Source organism: Ramlibacter sp. G4-7, assembly GCF_057784995.1.
Genome location: NZ_JBYNTT010000007.1, coordinates 152,119 through 166,056 on the forward strand (window position 1 = coordinate 152,119; position 13,938 = coordinate 166,056).

Consider the following 13,938-nt stretch of genomic DNA (forward strand, 5'->3'; position numbering starts at 1 on the left):
ATGCGTGCGAAGGACTGATCCATTATGACGACGATTGCTTTGAACCTCCAGAGCGTGCGCGAGCGGATCGCGGGGGCCTGTGCGGCCGCCGGACGCGACGTGAACGAAGTCACGCTGCTACCCGTTTCGAAGACGTTTGGACCCGACGCGGTGCGCGAAGCGTACGGCGCCGGCGCAACAGCTTTCGGCGAGAACTACATCCAGGAGGCGGTGGAGAAGCAGGCCCTGCTCGCCGACCTGCCGCTCGCGTGGCATTGCATCGGGCCGATCCAGAGCAACAAGACGCGGCTGGTCGCGGCGCACTTCGCGTGGGCGCACACCGTGGACCGCCTGAAGATCGCGCAGCGCCTGTCCGAGCAAAGGTCCGCGGACCAGCCGCCGCTGCAGGTGTGCATCCAGGTGAACATCGACGGCGGGCCGGGCAAGTCCGGCGTGGCGCCCGGCGAGGCGCTCGCGCTCGCACAGGAGGTGGCGCAGCTGCCGCGCCTGTCCTTGCGCGGGCTCATGACGATCCCGGAGCCGGCGGAGGACTTCGAAGCGCAGCTGGCGGTGCACCGGCGTGCCCGCGCGCTGTACGAGGAACTGCGCGCCGCAGGACTGGCGCTGGACACCTTGTCGATGGGAATGACGGCCGATCTCGAGGCGGCGATCCACGCGGGCAGCACGATGGTGCGCGTGGGGACGGCCATCTTCGGCACCCGCCTGAAACCCGTGGCACCGCGGGCCTGACCCGCAATCCCCGGGGCGTCGGCTCCAGGCGCCGCCTATTCGCGGCTCGGGGCCGCGATGCCATGCAGCGGCGGGTGGCGCCCTACTTCTTCGGCTGCGGCATCGGCTTGACCTCGCCGCAGTCCGCCTTGAGCCAGCGGCCCTTGCCTTCCATGGTCATGGTCTCGGGCTTGCCGTCGACGACGGTCTTCAGTGTCATGCGGCTGGTGTAGGTGTCGGGCGTGAAGCTCGCCTCGCCTTCGCCGCTGGAAGGCGGGTTGCTGCAGGTGAAGGCGAATTTCACCTTGCCGCCGCTGCGTTCGTTGCGCGTCGTGGTGCAGCCCTTTTCCATGGGCACGTCGTTGCGCTCCACCATGTCCTTGGTCAGGCACATCTGGACCGCCATGCCGCCGCCCGCGCCCGGCATCATCTTCACGCCCTGCCCCGCCATCGCGGCCTGCATCTGCTTGCGCTGCTCGGGCGACATGTCGGCCAGGTGCTTCTGCATTTCGGCCATGGCCTGGTCCATCTGGCCGCCGCTGGTCTTGTTGTTCATTTCCCACAGACCGGGCTTCATGGTCTGCGCGCCGGCGGGGAGGGCGAGGGCCAGGGCCGCCGCGGCGGCCAGGAGCTTGCGGTGCATGGTGATCTCCTCCATCCAAAAGGAGGATTCTGGCGCCAGGCACCGCGCCTGCCCATCGCCCGGAAGGGCGAACGTGCAGGATCTCGATCCGGGTTGCTGTGGGTCAGACCTTCAGCAGGTTGCGCGAGATGCGCTCCTTCTCGGGGTCGCCGAGCAGTTCGACGGCGCTGGGCAGCTTGCCGTCGTACTCACCGAGGACTTCCTGCAGCGCGGCCAGCGTGCGCTTGAGCTGGTCGGCGTCCTGGCGCTTGCCGAGGTCCGCACGCACATCCTCCAGCGCACGGAACAGCAGCGCCCGGGTGTTGCCACGGATCACGAGGTTGCCGTCGCATTGCCAGATGGCCTTGTGCATGTATTTCATGGAGCATCTCCTGGGTATGGCCAAGAGAATGCGCGGCGCGCGGCGGCCAGCCTGTGGGCGCGCGGGGAGAGTCCGTGAGCGTCGTGTTCTTCTGCTGGCGTCAGCGACAAGCACAGCCTTGGCCGTCGAAGCGGCGGCAACGCCTTGTCGGACAGTGCCGCATCGGCTGGTTCATCAGTGCGCGCCCGCAGCCGCCTCGCCCGCGCCCGGGCCGGCGCCGGCGCGCTGCGGACGGGTCAGCCAGACCAGCGGAATGAGCAGCAGGAACAGGGCGGCCGACAGGTAGAACAGGTCGTTGGCCGCGAGCATGAAGGCCTGCTGGTCCACCAGGCGGTTCACCTGCGCCAGCGCCTGCTCCTGCGTCATGCCGCTGGCGGTGAGTCCCGACAAGGTGGCTTGCGCCACCGCGCTGCCGGCGGAGACCGACTCCGCCAGTTGCGCGTGGTGCAACGCAGCCCGGCTCTCCCACAGCGTCGTGAAGATCGAGGTGCCCATGGCGCCTGCGCTGATGCGCACGAAGTTGCTCAGGCCCGAAGCCGCCGGGATGCGGTCCGGCGTCAGCCCCGACAGGGTGATCGTGGTCAGCGGGATGAAGAAGAAGGCCATGGCCACCCCCTGGATCACGGTAGGCACCATCAGCGTGCCGAAATCGGCCTGCGTGTTGAAGCGCGAGCGCATCCAAAGCACCAGCGCGAACACGATGAAGGCGAAGGTCGCGTACTTGCGCGGGTCCACCTTGGCCAGCGTCTTGCCCACCACCGGCGAGAGGATCAGGGCCATGATGCCGACGGGCGCCATCACCATCCCGGCCTCGGTGGAGGTGTAGCCCATGAACTGCTGCAGCCACAGCGGCAGGATCACCACATTGCCGAAGAACAGGCCGTAGGCGACGGACAGGCTGATGGTGCCGCCCCAGAAGTTGCGCCGCGCGAACAGGCGCAGGTCCACCACCGGATGCTGCTCGGTGAGTTCCCAGGCGAGGAAGAAGGCGAAGCCCACGGCGGCGGTCACCGCCAGGCCGACGATGATCGGCGAGGAGAACCAGTCGTGCTCCTTGCCCAGGTCCAGCATCACCTGCAGGCAGCCGATCCACAGCACCAGCACCGCCAGGCCGACCTTGTCGATGGGAAGCTGCCGCGTCTGGCTCTCGCGCTTGCGGTAGATCGCCAGCGAGGCGAAGGCGGCGGCGATGCCCACCGGGATGTTGATGTAGAAGATCCAGGACCAGGCGATGTTGTCCGTGATCCAGCCGCCCAGCAGCGGCCCCATCACCGGGGCGACCAGCGTCGTCATCGACCACATCGCCATCGCCAGCCCTGCCTGCGCGCGCGGGTAGCTCGCCAGCAGCAGCGTCTGCGACAGCGGGATCATGGGACCGGCGACGAAGCCCTGCAGCGCGCGGAAGGCGATCAGCGCCGTCATGTTGGGCGCCAGGCCGCACAGCCAGGAGGCGATCACGAACAGGATCACGCTCGCCACGAACAGGCGCACCTGCCCGATGCGCTGCGCCAGCCAGCCGGTGAGCGGCACCGCGATGGCGTTGGCCACCGCGAAGCTGGTGATGACCCAGGTGCCCTGGTTGGGGCTGACGCCCAGGTCGCCGGCGATGGCCGGCAGCGAGACGTTGGCGATCGAGGTGTCCAGCACGTTCATGAACGTGGCGGCGGACAGCGCGATCGTGCCCCACAGCCGCGCGGATCCCTCCAGCGGCGGCAGCGGCAGCTGCGGATGGGCGTTGGCCATGGCGCGCGTCAAGGCCGCGAGGCGGCCGCGCCGTGGGCGCGCAGGTTGCTGGCACCGGTGTTCTGCGCGATGACGCGGCGCACCTCGGCCTCGGCGCCGTCGTCCTGCGTGTCGAACACCTGGGTCTGCGTCATGGCGGCGGCGCGCGGCGCGTCCGCCAAGGTCTTGCCCTCCTGCCGGCTCACGTCCACCGTGGCTTCCATCGAGAGGCCCACGCGCAGCGGATGTTCCTTCAGTTGCTGCGCGTCCAGCGCCACCCGCACCGGCACGCGCTGCACCACCTTGATCCAGTTGCCGGTGGCGTTCTGCGCCGGCAGCAGCGAGAAGGCGGCGCCCGTGCCGACGCCCAGTCCGGCGACCGTGCCCTTGTATTCCACCCGCTTGCCGTACACGTCGGCGGTCAGCGTCACCGGCTGGCCGAGGCGGATCTTGCGCAGCTGCACTTCCTTGAAGTTCGCGTCCACCCACACCTGGTTGAGCGGAATGATGGACAGCAGCGGCGCACCGGCGGCGATGCGCTGGCCCAGCTGCACGGTGCGCTTGGCGACGTAGCCGTCCACCGGCGCGACCAGCACGGCGCGCTGCGAGGCGAGCCAGGCCTCGCGCACCTTGGCGGCGGCGGCCTGCACCTGCGGGTGCTGCTCCACATCGGTGCCCGCGGTCATCGCCTGGTTGCTGGCCAGCTGCTCGCGCGCGCCGATCACGGCGGCCTGCGCCGCGCTCAGCGTGCTGCGCGCACTGTTCAACTGCGACTGCGCGTGGTTCAGTTCCTCGCGCGAGACCGCGCCATTGCCCACCAGCGACGCGCGGCGGTTGTAGTCGTCGGTCGCGCGCGTCACTTCGGCCTGCGCCTTGGCCACGTCGGCCTCGCGCAGCGCGATCTGGGCGGCGAGCGAGCCGTTGTTCGCGTACAGGGTGCGCACCTGGCGCACGCTCTGGCCCAGCCCGGCTTCGGCCTGCTCCAGGGCCACCTTGGCATCGGCGGGGTCGAGCTTGACCAGCGGCTGGCCGGCCTTCACGAAGTCGGTGTCGTCGGCATGGATGGACATCACCGTGCCGCCCACCTGCGGCGTGATCTGGATGACGTTGCCTTGCACGTAGGCGTTGTCGGTGCTCTCGTAGTGGCTGGCGACCAGCCATTCCCACGCGCCCCAGGCGACGCCGCCGACCACGACGACGGCGGCCAGGGCCGCGAGCGCCTTGCGGCGCTTGCTGTTGCGCCCCTCCAGCGGGGCGATGGTTGCGGGCTGTTGTTGTTCACTCATGGTGTCTTGTCTTTGCTTGCGTGATTCAGTGCGCGGCCATGTCGGTGCCGGCGGCATAGCCGCCGCCGAGGGCGCGGTACAGGGCGACGCGGGCGTCGAGCGCACGCGCGGCGAGATCCACGCCCAGGCGGCGCTGGGCCAGCACGGCGTTCTCCGCGCTGAGAACGTCCAGGAAGGTGCCCAGGCCGGCGCGGTAACGCTGCACGGCGATGTCGTAGGCGCCTTCGGCGGCGGCTTCCGCCTGGCGCTGCTCGACCTGCTGGCGCACCACCGACTGCACGGCCGCGACCGCATCGCCCGCCTCGTGGAAGGCTTCCAGGACGGCGGCGTTGTAGCTTTCCACGGCGGCGTCCAGGTCGGCGGTGCGGCCCTTCAGGTTGGCGCGCAGGCGGCCGGCGTCGAAGATCGGCAGCCGGATCGCCGGACCCACGCCCCATTGGGCGCTGCCCAGGTCCACCAGCTTGCCCAGGCCCAGCGTGGACAGGCCGATGAAGGCGGTGAGGTTGACGTTCGGATAGAACTCCGCCTGCGCGGTCTTCACGTCCTGGCCCGCCGCCTCGACCCGCCAGAGCGCCGCGTTGACGTCGGGACGGCGGGCGAGCAGGTCGGCCGGCAAGGCGGGCAGCGTGGCGGCGGCGCGCACGGTGCGCAGCGCGGGCAACTGCCCCGCGGAAGGCACGTCCTGCGAGCCGACCAGCGCCGCCAGCGCATTGCGCGTGGTCTGGGCCTGCTCCTCGAGCGCCTCGATCTGCTGGCGTGCCTCGGGAATCGCCCCTTCGCTCTGGCGCTGCTGCAGCGTGGTGTCCAGGCCGGCGCTCACGCGCTGTTGCACCAACTGCAACTGCTGCTCGCGCTGCTGCAGCGTGCGGCGGGCGACGACCAGCTGCTCCTGCACCCGCAGCAACTGGAAATAGGTGCGCGCCACGTTGCTGGCCAGCACCACGCGGGCGGCGGCCACGTCCGCGGCGGAGGCGCGCGCGTTGCCCAGCGCCGCCTGCAGGGCCGCTGCATGCTTGCCGAAGAAGTCGATCTCCCAGCTCGCGTTGGCCTGCACGGTGCCCGTGTTCTGGATGGTCCCGCCCAGCGGCGGCGGCACGAGGCCGTTCTCGCTGAAGCGCTGGCGCTGGATGTCCACCTGGCCGCTGACCTGCGGGTAGCGGCTCGCGTCGGCCGTTTCGGTGGCGGCCTGCGCGCGGCGCAGGCGGGCGCGCGCGACGCCCAGGTTGGGACTGTCACGCAGGGCCTGCTCCACCAGGCGGTCCAGCTGCGCATCGCCGAAGTCCTTCCACCACTCGGCGGCGAGCGGCGCCACTTCCTGGGCGGACGCCTGGGGCGGCGCCGGCGTGCGCAGCGAGGCTTGCGGGTCTATGCCCTTCATGTTGGCGCAGCCCGCGAGCAGCAGGGCGGCAGCGAGGCCGGCGAGCGACCGGCCATGGGATGGCTTGATCATTCCTGTCCTTGGGTTGTGCCCTGCAGCGCGAGGCCGTTGGCGAGCACGCGGCGCAGCAGGTCCTTGAGCTGCTGCCACTCGGCGACCGAGAAGCCCTCGAGGAAGGCGTTCTGCACCTTGCACAGGACGGCGGGGATTTCCTTCGCGGCGAGCTTGCCCTCGCGCGTCAGCTCCAGGTTCACGACGCGGCGGTCCTCGGAGGAGCGAACGCGGGCGACCAGGCCCTTGGCCTCGAGCCGGTCGAGCATGCGCGTCATCGCGCCGGCGTCCAGCTTGCACTCGCGCGCCAGCTCCGCCACGGTGGAGGCGTGCCCCATGTGCAGCTTCAGCAGCGGCACCCACTGGGCACTCGTGAGGTCGGCGGGCTCCAGGGCCTGGTCCACTTCGGAAGCGACCAGGTTGAGGATCTGCCGCATCAGGTACACCGCGCTCTCGTCGGGCTGGTAGTTCTCCGCCTTGTAGAAGGCGAGCGCTTTGCTGGGTCGGGTCATGAGCCGGCAAATATACTTGCCTAGGCAAATACTGTCAAGGCTGTGATTGCTCCGGCAGCTTCCTGGGGGAGTCAGGCGGGGGGCCAGGCGTCGCGCAGCTGGCGCTTGAGGACCTTGCCGATGTCGCTGCGCGGCAGCTCGGCGAGGTAGCGCAAGTCCACCAGGCGCTGCGTCTTGCCCAGGCGCTCGTTGGCCCAGGCGCGCAGCAGCTCCGGCGCCGGCGCATCGGCGGCCGGCACCACGAAGGCCACCGGCGACTCGCCCCAGGCCTCGGAGGGGACGCCCACCACCGCCGCCTCCTGCACCGCGGGATGGCCGCGCAGCACCGCCTCGAGGTCGCTCGGGTAGATGTTGAAGCCGCCGCTGATGATCATGTCCTTGCGCCGGTCCATCAGCGTGAGGAAGCCGTCCTCGTCGAAGCGGCCGACGTCGCCGGTGCGGATGAAGCGGTTGCCCTCGGCGTCGTACCACTCCGCCTCGCGCGTCTTGCCCGGCTGCTGGTGGTAGCCGGTCATCATCGCCCCGGAGCGGCCGACCACCTCGCCGATCGCGCCGGCGGGCAGTTCCCGCCCTTCCTCGTCGACCAGCCGGATGTCGTGGCCTTCCGCGGGCTTGCCCACGGTGTGCAGCTTCTCCGGAAACTTGTGCGCTTCCAGGATGCAGGTGCCGCCGCCTTCGGTCATGCCGTAGTACTCGACCAGCCCGCCCGGCCAGCGCGCGAGCACGTCTGCCTTGAGCTTCGCCGGGAACGGCGCGCTGGTGCAGAACTTCATGCGGAAGGAGCCCAGGTCGTGCCGGTCGAAGTCGGGCACGGCCATCAGGCGCTGGTACTGCACGGGCACCAGCATCGCGTGCGTGGCGCGCACCTCCTGCGCCAGGGTGAGGTAGCGCTGCGGATCGAAGCGGCCTTCGGCGAGCACCACGGTGCCGCCCTTGGCGAGCGCGGGGAACACGGACACCAGCGTCGTGTTGGAGCACAGGGAGGTGGCGACCAGCGCCACGGTGTCCGCGCCGTAGCCGTAGTTCTCGCCGCGGGCCACGTGCGCCCAGCGCATGCCGTGCGGCTGCACGATGCCCTTGGGCGTGCCCGTGGTGCCGGAGGAGTAGATGATGTTGAAAGCCCAGTCCGGCTGGATGTCCACCGGACGGGGTGCCGCCGCGCCGGCCTCCAACCAGGCGTCGAGTCCGCCCGCGTCCATGCGGATGCAGGGCACCTGCACGTCCAGCGCCGGCACGCTTGCGTCCGTGAAGAAGAGCCGCGCCCCGCTGTCGCGCACCATGCCGGCCAGCTGCTGCGTGGTGGTGCCGGTGGGAAGTGGGGCGACGGCAAGCCCCGCACGCAGGCCGCCCAGGAACAAGGCCGCGTAGGCGATCGAATTGGCGCCGCAGATCGCGATGCTGTCGCGCGGCTGCACGCCCAGCGCCTGCAGCCGCGCAGCGATCCGGTCCATGCGCGCATCGAGTTCGGACCAGCTGAGGCAGGAGGCGCCCTGCCGCAGCGCCGGCTGGCGCGGCCGCGCCTTCGCATGCTCGCGGATGAGGTCGGGGATGGCGCGAAACGGCGGCAGGCCCGCGGGGGCTTCGGAAGCGACGGCGGTCATCTCGTCTCCTTTCGCGCACTGTACGCGAGGCCGGCGCGACGGCTGCGTCCGACACGGCCGCGGTGCGAGAGCCGACGCCGTGCTGCCCGGGCGCGCAGGAGACTGTGTGCTTCAGATCCCGGAAGGAGAACGAGATGGCATTCAGCAGCATCCTGGGCGGCGACCCGGCACCGATGGAACCCAAGGGCCGCGAAGCCGAATTGCTGGGTCCGAGCGACAACTCGGACAGCGGCAGCGACACCATCGGCACCCGCGAGGCGAGCGAGGACACGATCGATTCGGGCCACACCGGCGAGCGCGGTGCCGTCGCCGGCGCCGACGCGGAGATCGGCGGCGACATCAAGCCCGACCGCATTGTCAACCTGGCCGACGGCGAAGGCTTCCCCGAGGCCGACCCCGACGGCATGGAGATGACCGACCTGGACAACGAGGATGTCCAGGCCATGGCCGACGACGATACGTCGGACCAGGACCGCTGAGCCCATGCCCCGCAGCGCGCCACCGGCCGCCTCCATGCGGCAGGTTCGTACCCTGCTGCGCGACACCTTCGGCCTGTCGCGCCTGCGCCCGGGCCAGGCAGCGGTCATCGATCGCGTGCTGGCGCACCAGTCGACGCTGGCCGTCATGCCCACCGGGGCCGGCAAGTCGCTGTGCTACCAGCTCCCCGCGCTGATCCTGCAGGGCCGCACGGTCGTCGTCTCGCCGCTGATCGCGCTGATGAAGGACCAGTGCGAGTCCCTGCGCGAGCTGGGCATTGCGGCCGTGCAGGTCAACAGCGCCATCGACAGCGAGGCGGTGCACGCAGCCGAGGCCGCGGTCGCCGACGGCAGCGCGCGCATCATCATGACCACGCCGGAGCGCTTCGCCGACCCGGACTTCCTGGAGAAACTGACCGCGCATCCGGTGGCGCTGCTGGCCGTGGACGAGGCGCATTGCATCTCGCAGTGGGGCCACGACTTCCGGCCCGCCTTCCTGGAGATCGCCCACGTCCTGCCCCGGCTCGGCAACCCCGTGGTCCTGGCCCTGACGGCGACGGCGACCGACGAGATCGCCCAGGATATCTGCCAGCAGTTGCGCATCGCGCCGGACGGCGTCGTCAACACCAGCGCCTACCGGCCCAACCTGGACCTGCGCGTCGTGCCGGTCGCACGCGAGGCGGACAAGCTGGCGCAGGTGCTCAAGCTGGTGAAGGGGTCCGAAGGCAGCGGCATCGTCTACACCGCCACCGTGAAGGCGGCGCAGGCAGTGCACGAGGCCCTGGTCGCCGCGGACGAATCCGTGGGCCTGTACCACGGCAAGCTGCCGGCGGCCGAGCGCGCGCGCGTGCAGGAAGCGTTCATGAGCGGCGAGCGCCGCGTCATGGTCGCCACCAACGCCTTCGGGCTCGGCATCGACAAGCCCGACATCCGCTTCGTGCTGCACTACCAGCTGCCCGCCACGCTGGAGGCTTACTACCAGGAAGCGGGCCGCGCCGGCCGCGACGGCGAGCGCGCCCGCTGCACGCTGCTGTTCCTGCGCGGTGACAAGGCCATCCAGCAGTTCTTCATGGCGGGGCGCTATCCCGGCGAGGAAGATGCACTGGCCATCGTGCAGGCGCTGCGCGACACGCCCGCGGAGAGCGGCGCGTGGACGCTGCCGCTGCTGCAGGCGCGCATCGGCCGCGCCAAGGCCAAGCTGCAGGTCGCGCTCGGCCTGTTGCGCAAGGACCGGATGGTTGCCATGGCGCGCGACGGAACCTTGCGCCTGCTGGGCAAGGCTGCCGACGGCTCGCGCCTGCGCGCGCTCACCGAAGGCTACGGCCGCAAGCGCGACCTCGACCGGCAGGCCCTGGAGCGCATGGTCTTCTATGCCCAGACGGGGCAGTGCAGGTGGCGCGTGGTGCTCGAGCACCTGGAAGACGAGGCGAGCTTCGAGCGCTGCGAGCACTGCGACAACTGCCGGCGCATCGCTGCGCACGAGGCCGTGGTGGAAGACCTGCTGCGGCGCAAGGAAGCCGAGGTGGAAGAAGAAGCGCCGCAGGAGAACGACACCCCGGTGTTCGCGCGCGGCGACCTGGTGGAGGTGCGGCGCTACGGGCGCGGCGTGGTGGAAGAAGCGACCGCGACCCAGGTCACCGTCGTGTTTGCCGACCGCAGCCGCCGCAGCTTCCTGCCCGAGTACGTGCGGCGGGCGAAGGCGGCACGGGCGAAGGCGACCGAGGCCAGCGCGGCGGCGTGACGGCGTGACGGACACACTGCGTCACCGCAGCGACACTGTCATCCTCTTCCACTGCGCATCCTGCCAGCGCTGGAACGGCCCCAATGCGCTGGCTTCGGGGGCTTGCCTCTGCGTGGCCAGCGAGGCCAGGCTCACCACCTCGTAGCTGCGCCGGTACCGGCCTTCCCCGCGCGCCTCCCGGGCCACCAGCACCTGCTGCCCGCCCGGCACCCAGCCGGCGAACTCCGCGTAACCGAGTTGCGGCGAGAAGCCGGCTGGCGGCAGCACGTCGATCGCCCACTGCCGGCCCTGGCGGCGCAACAGCCACAGCTCGCGCCAGGCTTCCAGCGGCTGCACCGCCAGCGCCAGCGCATTGCCTTCGCGGTTGAGGCTGGCGGACTGCGCCCACACCAGGCCATAGGTGCAGCGGCGCGCCAGCGGCTGCGCGGGCCCGTGCTGCGCGTCCACCAGCAGCACGCAGGTCTCGCCGGCCTGCCCGGGTTGCGTCACGACCCAGGGCAGCTTGCCGTCGCCAGCCGCCGGCGCCGCCGGCATCGCCGCCCAGCGCGAGGCGTTGACGCGCATCGCCGCGTCGTTCCAGTCGGCAGCATCCTCCTCCGCCAGGTCCTCCTTGCGGGCGCTGGCCAGTTCGTCCAGCGCGCGTTGCGCCGCGCGCTGCGCAGGCTCGCCAAGGCGCGCGTGCTCGTAGGCGAGCGTGCTCCACACCGCCGCGCGCCGCAGCAGCATCCGGTTGCGCACGTGCGCCGGCAGGTTGGCGAGCTCCACGCCGTCCAGCACCTCGGCGCGCCACAGGTTGCGCTGGTGGCGCTGCAGCGGCTGCAAGGCCGGGTCCAGGCACTCCGGCTGCGTCAAGGCGAGCGCGGCGCGCGCCTTCTGCTCGGCCTGCGCCGGCAAGGCGAGCACGCGCCGGAAGGCGTCGCCGTCGTAGCAGACGCGCACCCGGCCTTCGGACTCGTAGCTGGAGAACTTCAGGCCATAGCGGGCGGCCACCTCCAGGTGCGCGGACAAGGCGAGCTGCGCGTGCTGGCCGGCAAGGCCCGGGGCCGACGCACGCCGCGCGAGCCGCTCGGCAAAGCCGCCCAGCGCATCGAGCGCATCCGCGCCCGCTGGGCCGCGCACCGACTCCGCCGGCGCCGCGCGCAGCCACGCCGCCGCGAGCCCGATGCCCAGCGACTCCGCGCCCGGCGCTTCCCGCAGGAAGCGCAGCACCGCCAGCAGGTCGGGCGCTTCGGCGGGCGTGAGCGCCAGGCTGCGCACCTGGCTGGCGCGCACGTAGCCGCCGCGCTCGCGCTGGTGGTCCCACACCTGCAGGTAGCCCAGGCGCTCGCCGCGCACTTCCAGCGCCTCGCCCTGCCAGAGCTGGACCTGCGCCGGCGCGGAGTCGCGGGGCGCGGCGCGCAGCCCGGCCTGGTCGGTGGCGACGATCGCCGTGCCCAGGCTCGCCGCCGCCAGAACGGTGGCGAGCATGCTCAGTCCTCCTCGCCCCTGGCCTGCGCCGAAGCGGGCTGCGGCCCCGCTTCGCGCGCGCCGGCACCGCCGCCCAGCAGGTTCGCGGCCAGGAAGCCACCGCCGGAACCCGGCGGCGCGATGATCACCTGCACCTTGTCCGAGAGCTTGTCGGCCAGGGTCTTCTGGATCAGGAGCGGATGGCGTGACAGCAGCGCGCCTTCGCGCGCCATCTGCTCCGCGTTGGCCTGGCCCACCTTCTCCATGCGGAAGGCTTCGGCCTCGGCCAGGCGCTTGCGCGCATCCGCCTCGCCGCCCGCCTCGATGCGCCGCGCCTGCGCATTGCCTTCGGCGACCTTGGTGCGCGCTTCCTTCTCGGCCTCGGCTTCGAGCCGCCGCTGTTCCACCTGGCGCTGCTTGAAGGGCAGCACGTGCTTCATCGCCTCTTCCTGCGCCCGCGCCGCGATCACCTGCTCGCGCGCCGCGGCCTCGGCGCGCAGCTCGCGCCGCACCTTCTCGGCCGAGGCCTCCAGCGCCGATTCCTTGACGCGCTTGTCCTTGAGCTGCAGCGTGTACTCCATCTTCTGGGACTCCAGCTCCTCGGCGAGCAATCCCTCCATGCCGCGCTTGTAGTCGGCCGGCAGGTCCACCTTGCCCACGAGCACGCCCTTCAGCGACACGCCGTCGGCCGCCAGCCGCCCGCGCAGGTCCGCCTCGATCGCCTGCTGGATCTCGGCCCGCTTGGTCGAGAAGATCTCCCGCACCGTGTAGCGGGCGAAGACCTTGTAGACCACGTCCTGCACCGCCGGCTCGACGATCTCGGCACCGATGTCGGCCGGCAGGTTGCGCGCCGTGGCACGCAGGCGCGAGGCATCGAGCGCGTAGCGCACGGCCAGGTCGATGCCCACCGACAGCCCTTCGACCGATTGGACCGGTGCCCCGCCGGCCGCGCTGGCGATCTGCGCCGGCCGGTAGATGCGGTCGCGCAGCGAGAACACCTGCGCCTCGTGCAAGCCGGGCAGCACGAACACGCTGCCCTCGCGCCATTGCACGACGTCGCCGGTGACGCGATTGGTCCGCACGCCCACCTCGCCCGCACCGACCCCGCGCAGGGGCGGATGCGTGAACAGCACCCAGCCGGCCGCGCCGATCACGGCGGCGGCACCGATCGCGCGCCTGGCCTGCTGCACGCGGGCCAGGGTGCCCTCGGCGAACAGCATCTCGCCCTGCCCCGGACGGCGCCAGCGTCGCAACGCAGCCAGGTGGATGGCGCGGACGATGGAATTCAGGCGGGCGAGCATCGTGTTCTCCTTGGTGCGTGGGGTGAGCGGTGCGATCAGCTGGCGGCGGGCATTTCGGCCGTGGGCAGGTTCAGCCCCGGCTGCGCCTTGGTGGACAGCAGCAGGTAGGTGGCCAGGCCGTCCACGTCGATCACGAAGTCGGGGCGGCTGTCGCCGTCGAGGTCCGCCACCGCGCGCACGCTGGTAGTGGAACCCTTGGGGCCGACGATGTACGTGTATTCGTGCGTGCCGTAGCCGATGCGGTAGCGCACGCCGGCGTCGACCTCTTCCACGCGCAGCGTGAAGCGCTTGCCCAGGCTCGGTTCGTGCTCGCGCCCCATCCGGGCGGAACGCAGCACCTCCTGGTCACGGTAGCTGCTGCGCAGCCCGGTCTTGAGCGCCGTCCCCGGGAGCCGGAAGAACAGCGCATCGGCCGGCACGGCACCGCGCGCGGACGGCTGGACGCTGCGCACCTCCACGCCCTGCTCCCTGGCGACGAGGCGGTACCAGCCGGCCGCCGGCCAGGGGACGGGACTGTCCGTCGCGACCTCCTGCTGCCAGGCTTGCGCGTCCAGCAGCACGCCTTGCTCGGGGCGGTTCTGCGCCCACAGGGAGGCCGCTGCCGCGCTCGCTGCGGCGACCATGGCGAAACGGACGAGGGCGCTGCGGATGCTCAGGGTCTCCATGGTGCTTTTCCTTGGGTGGTGACGATGGAAGCCATTCTTCGCAGCCG

At 71.2% G+C, this 13,938-nt stretch carries 13 protein-coding genes; 3 read left to right on the forward strand and 10 right to left on the reverse strand.

Going from position 1 to position 13,938, the window contains the following annotated elements; all coding sequences use genetic code 11:
- Nucleotides 1-24 precede the first annotated feature (24 nt).
- The gene (locus AC3EGR_RS11730; RefSeq protein WP_488546652.1) at nt 25-729 is read left to right on the forward strand and encodes a YggS family pyridoxal phosphate-dependent enzyme; all 705 of its coding nucleotides are present in this window, start codon (nt 25-27) and stop codon (nt 727-729) included.
- A gap of 82 nt (nt 730-811) precedes the next feature.
- Here AC3EGR_RS11730 and AC3EGR_RS11735 read toward each other — a convergent pair whose 3' ends face one another.
- The 7 genes from AC3EGR_RS11735 to AC3EGR_RS11765 form a co-directional block, all read right to left on the reverse strand.
- Nucleotides 812-1,351 (reverse strand): DUF3617 domain-containing protein, encoded by a 540-nt coding sequence (locus AC3EGR_RS11735; RefSeq protein ID WP_488546653.1) that lies wholly within the window; start codon nt 1,349-1,351, stop codon nt 812-814.
- A gap of 103 nt (nt 1,352-1,454) precedes the next feature.
- A complete protein-coding gene (locus AC3EGR_RS11740; protein WP_488546654.1) occupies nt 1,455-1,712 on the reverse strand; it encodes a hypothetical protein in 258 nt (85 codons plus the stop codon).
- Between the two features lie 174 nt (nt 1,713-1,886).
- Complete coding sequence (locus tag AC3EGR_RS11745) at nt 1,887-3,455, reverse strand: DHA2 family efflux MFS transporter permease subunit (protein ID WP_488546655.1); 1,569 nt, start codon at nt 3,453-3,455, stop codon at nt 1,887-1,889.
- 8 nt (nt 3,456-3,463) lie between these two features.
- The gene (locus AC3EGR_RS11750) at nt 3,464-4,720 is read right to left on the reverse strand and encodes an EmrA/EmrK family multidrug efflux transporter periplasmic adaptor subunit (protein WP_488546656.1); all 1,257 of its coding nucleotides are present in this window, start codon (nt 4,718-4,720) and stop codon (nt 3,464-3,466) included.
- A gap of 25 nt (nt 4,721-4,745) precedes the next feature.
- Entirely contained in the window at nt 4,746-6,170 is a 1,425-nt protein-coding gene (locus AC3EGR_RS11755) for an efflux transporter outer membrane subunit (RefSeq protein ID WP_488546657.1), read from the reverse strand.
- Complete coding sequence (locus tag AC3EGR_RS11760) at nt 6,167-6,661, reverse strand: MarR family winged helix-turn-helix transcriptional regulator (RefSeq protein ID WP_488546658.1); 495 nt, start codon at nt 6,659-6,661, stop codon at nt 6,167-6,169. The genes AC3EGR_RS11755 and AC3EGR_RS11760 overlap by 4 nt, the downstream gene beginning before the upstream one ends.
- Before the next feature lie 71 nt (nt 6,662-6,732).
- Complete coding sequence (locus AC3EGR_RS11765; RefSeq protein WP_488546659.1) at nt 6,733-8,262, reverse strand: class I adenylate-forming enzyme family protein; 1,530 nt, start codon at nt 8,260-8,262, stop codon at nt 6,733-6,735.
- A 134-nt stretch (nt 8,263-8,396) separates the two neighbouring features.
- Between AC3EGR_RS11765 and AC3EGR_RS11770 the strand changes: the two genes are divergently transcribed.
- A complete protein-coding gene (locus AC3EGR_RS11770; protein WP_488546660.1) occupies nt 8,397-8,741 on the forward strand; it encodes a hypothetical protein in 345 nt (114 codons plus the stop codon).
- A gap of 4 nt (nt 8,742-8,745) precedes the next feature.
- Nucleotides 8,746-10,479, forward strand: a complete 1,734-nt coding sequence (locus AC3EGR_RS11775) for a RecQ family ATP-dependent DNA helicase (RefSeq protein ID WP_488546661.1) — start codon at nt 8,746-8,748, stop codon at nt 10,477-10,479.
- 21 nt (nt 10,480-10,500) lie between these two features.
- Here the strand turns inward: AC3EGR_RS11775 and AC3EGR_RS11780 are convergent, their stop codons facing one another.
- The 3 genes from AC3EGR_RS11780 to AC3EGR_RS11790 form a co-directional block, all read right to left on the reverse strand.
- On the reverse strand, nt 10,501-11,946 hold the full coding sequence (locus AC3EGR_RS11780; RefSeq protein WP_488546662.1) for an SH3 domain-containing protein: 1,446 nt from the start codon (nt 11,944-11,946) through the stop codon (nt 10,501-10,503).
- A 2-nt stretch (nt 11,947-11,948) separates the two neighbouring features.
- Complete coding sequence (locus tag AC3EGR_RS11785; RefSeq protein ID WP_488546767.1) at nt 11,949-13,145, reverse strand: prohibitin family protein; 1,197 nt, start codon at nt 13,143-13,145, stop codon at nt 11,949-11,951.
- Nucleotides 13,146-13,261: 116 nt separating this feature from the next.
- The gene (locus AC3EGR_RS11790; RefSeq protein ID WP_488546663.1) at nt 13,262-13,891 is read right to left on the reverse strand and encodes a hypothetical protein; all 630 of its coding nucleotides are present in this window, start codon (nt 13,889-13,891) and stop codon (nt 13,262-13,264) included.
- Nucleotides 13,892-13,938 lie beyond the last annotated feature (47 nt).

What these genes read in the sequence shown, in the direction of transcription:
- AC3EGR_RS11730 (WP_488546652.1), top strand. Translation starts at nt 25, where the DNA reads ATGACGACGATTGCTTTGAACCTCCAGAGCGTGCGCGAGCGGATCGCG.
- AC3EGR_RS11735 (WP_488546653.1), bottom strand. Translation starts at nt 1,351, where the DNA reads ATGCACCGCAAGCTCCTGGCCGCCGCGGCGGCCCTGGCCCTCGCCCTC.
- AC3EGR_RS11740 (WP_488546654.1), bottom strand. Translation starts at nt 1,712, where the DNA reads ATGAAATACATGCACAAGGCCATCTGGCAATGCGACGGCAACCTCGTG.
- AC3EGR_RS11745 (WP_488546655.1), bottom strand. Translation starts at nt 3,455, where the DNA reads ATGGCCAACGCCCATCCGCAGCTGCCGCTGCCGCCGCTGGAGGGATCC.
- AC3EGR_RS11750 (WP_488546656.1), bottom strand. Translation starts at nt 4,720, where the DNA reads ATGAGTGAACAACAACAGCCCGCAACCATCGCCCCGCTGGAGGGGCGC.
- AC3EGR_RS11755 (WP_488546657.1), bottom strand. Translation starts at nt 6,170, where the DNA reads ATGATCAAGCCATCCCATGGCCGGTCGCTCGCCGGCCTCGCTGCCGCC.
- AC3EGR_RS11760 (WP_488546658.1), bottom strand. Translation starts at nt 6,661, where the DNA reads ATGACCCGACCCAGCAAAGCGCTCGCCTTCTACAAGGCGGAGAACTAC.
- AC3EGR_RS11765 (WP_488546659.1), bottom strand. Translation starts at nt 8,262, where the DNA reads ATGACCGCCGTCGCTTCCGAAGCCCCCGCGGGCCTGCCGCCGTTTCGC.
- AC3EGR_RS11770 (WP_488546660.1), top strand. Translation starts at nt 8,397, where the DNA reads ATGGCATTCAGCAGCATCCTGGGCGGCGACCCGGCACCGATGGAACCC.
- AC3EGR_RS11775 (WP_488546661.1), top strand. Translation starts at nt 8,746, where the DNA reads ATGCCCCGCAGCGCGCCACCGGCCGCCTCCATGCGGCAGGTTCGTACC.
- AC3EGR_RS11780 (WP_488546662.1), bottom strand. Translation starts at nt 11,946, where the DNA reads ATGCTCGCCACCGTTCTGGCGGCGGCGAGCCTGGGCACGGCGATCGTC.
- AC3EGR_RS11785 (WP_488546767.1), bottom strand. Translation starts at nt 13,145, where the DNA reads ATGCTGTTCGCCGAGGGCACCCTGGCCCGCGTGCAGCAGGCCAGGCGC.
- AC3EGR_RS11790 (WP_488546663.1), bottom strand. Translation starts at nt 13,891, where the DNA reads ATGGAGACCCTGAGCATCCGCAGCGCCCTCGTCCGTTTCGCCATGGTC.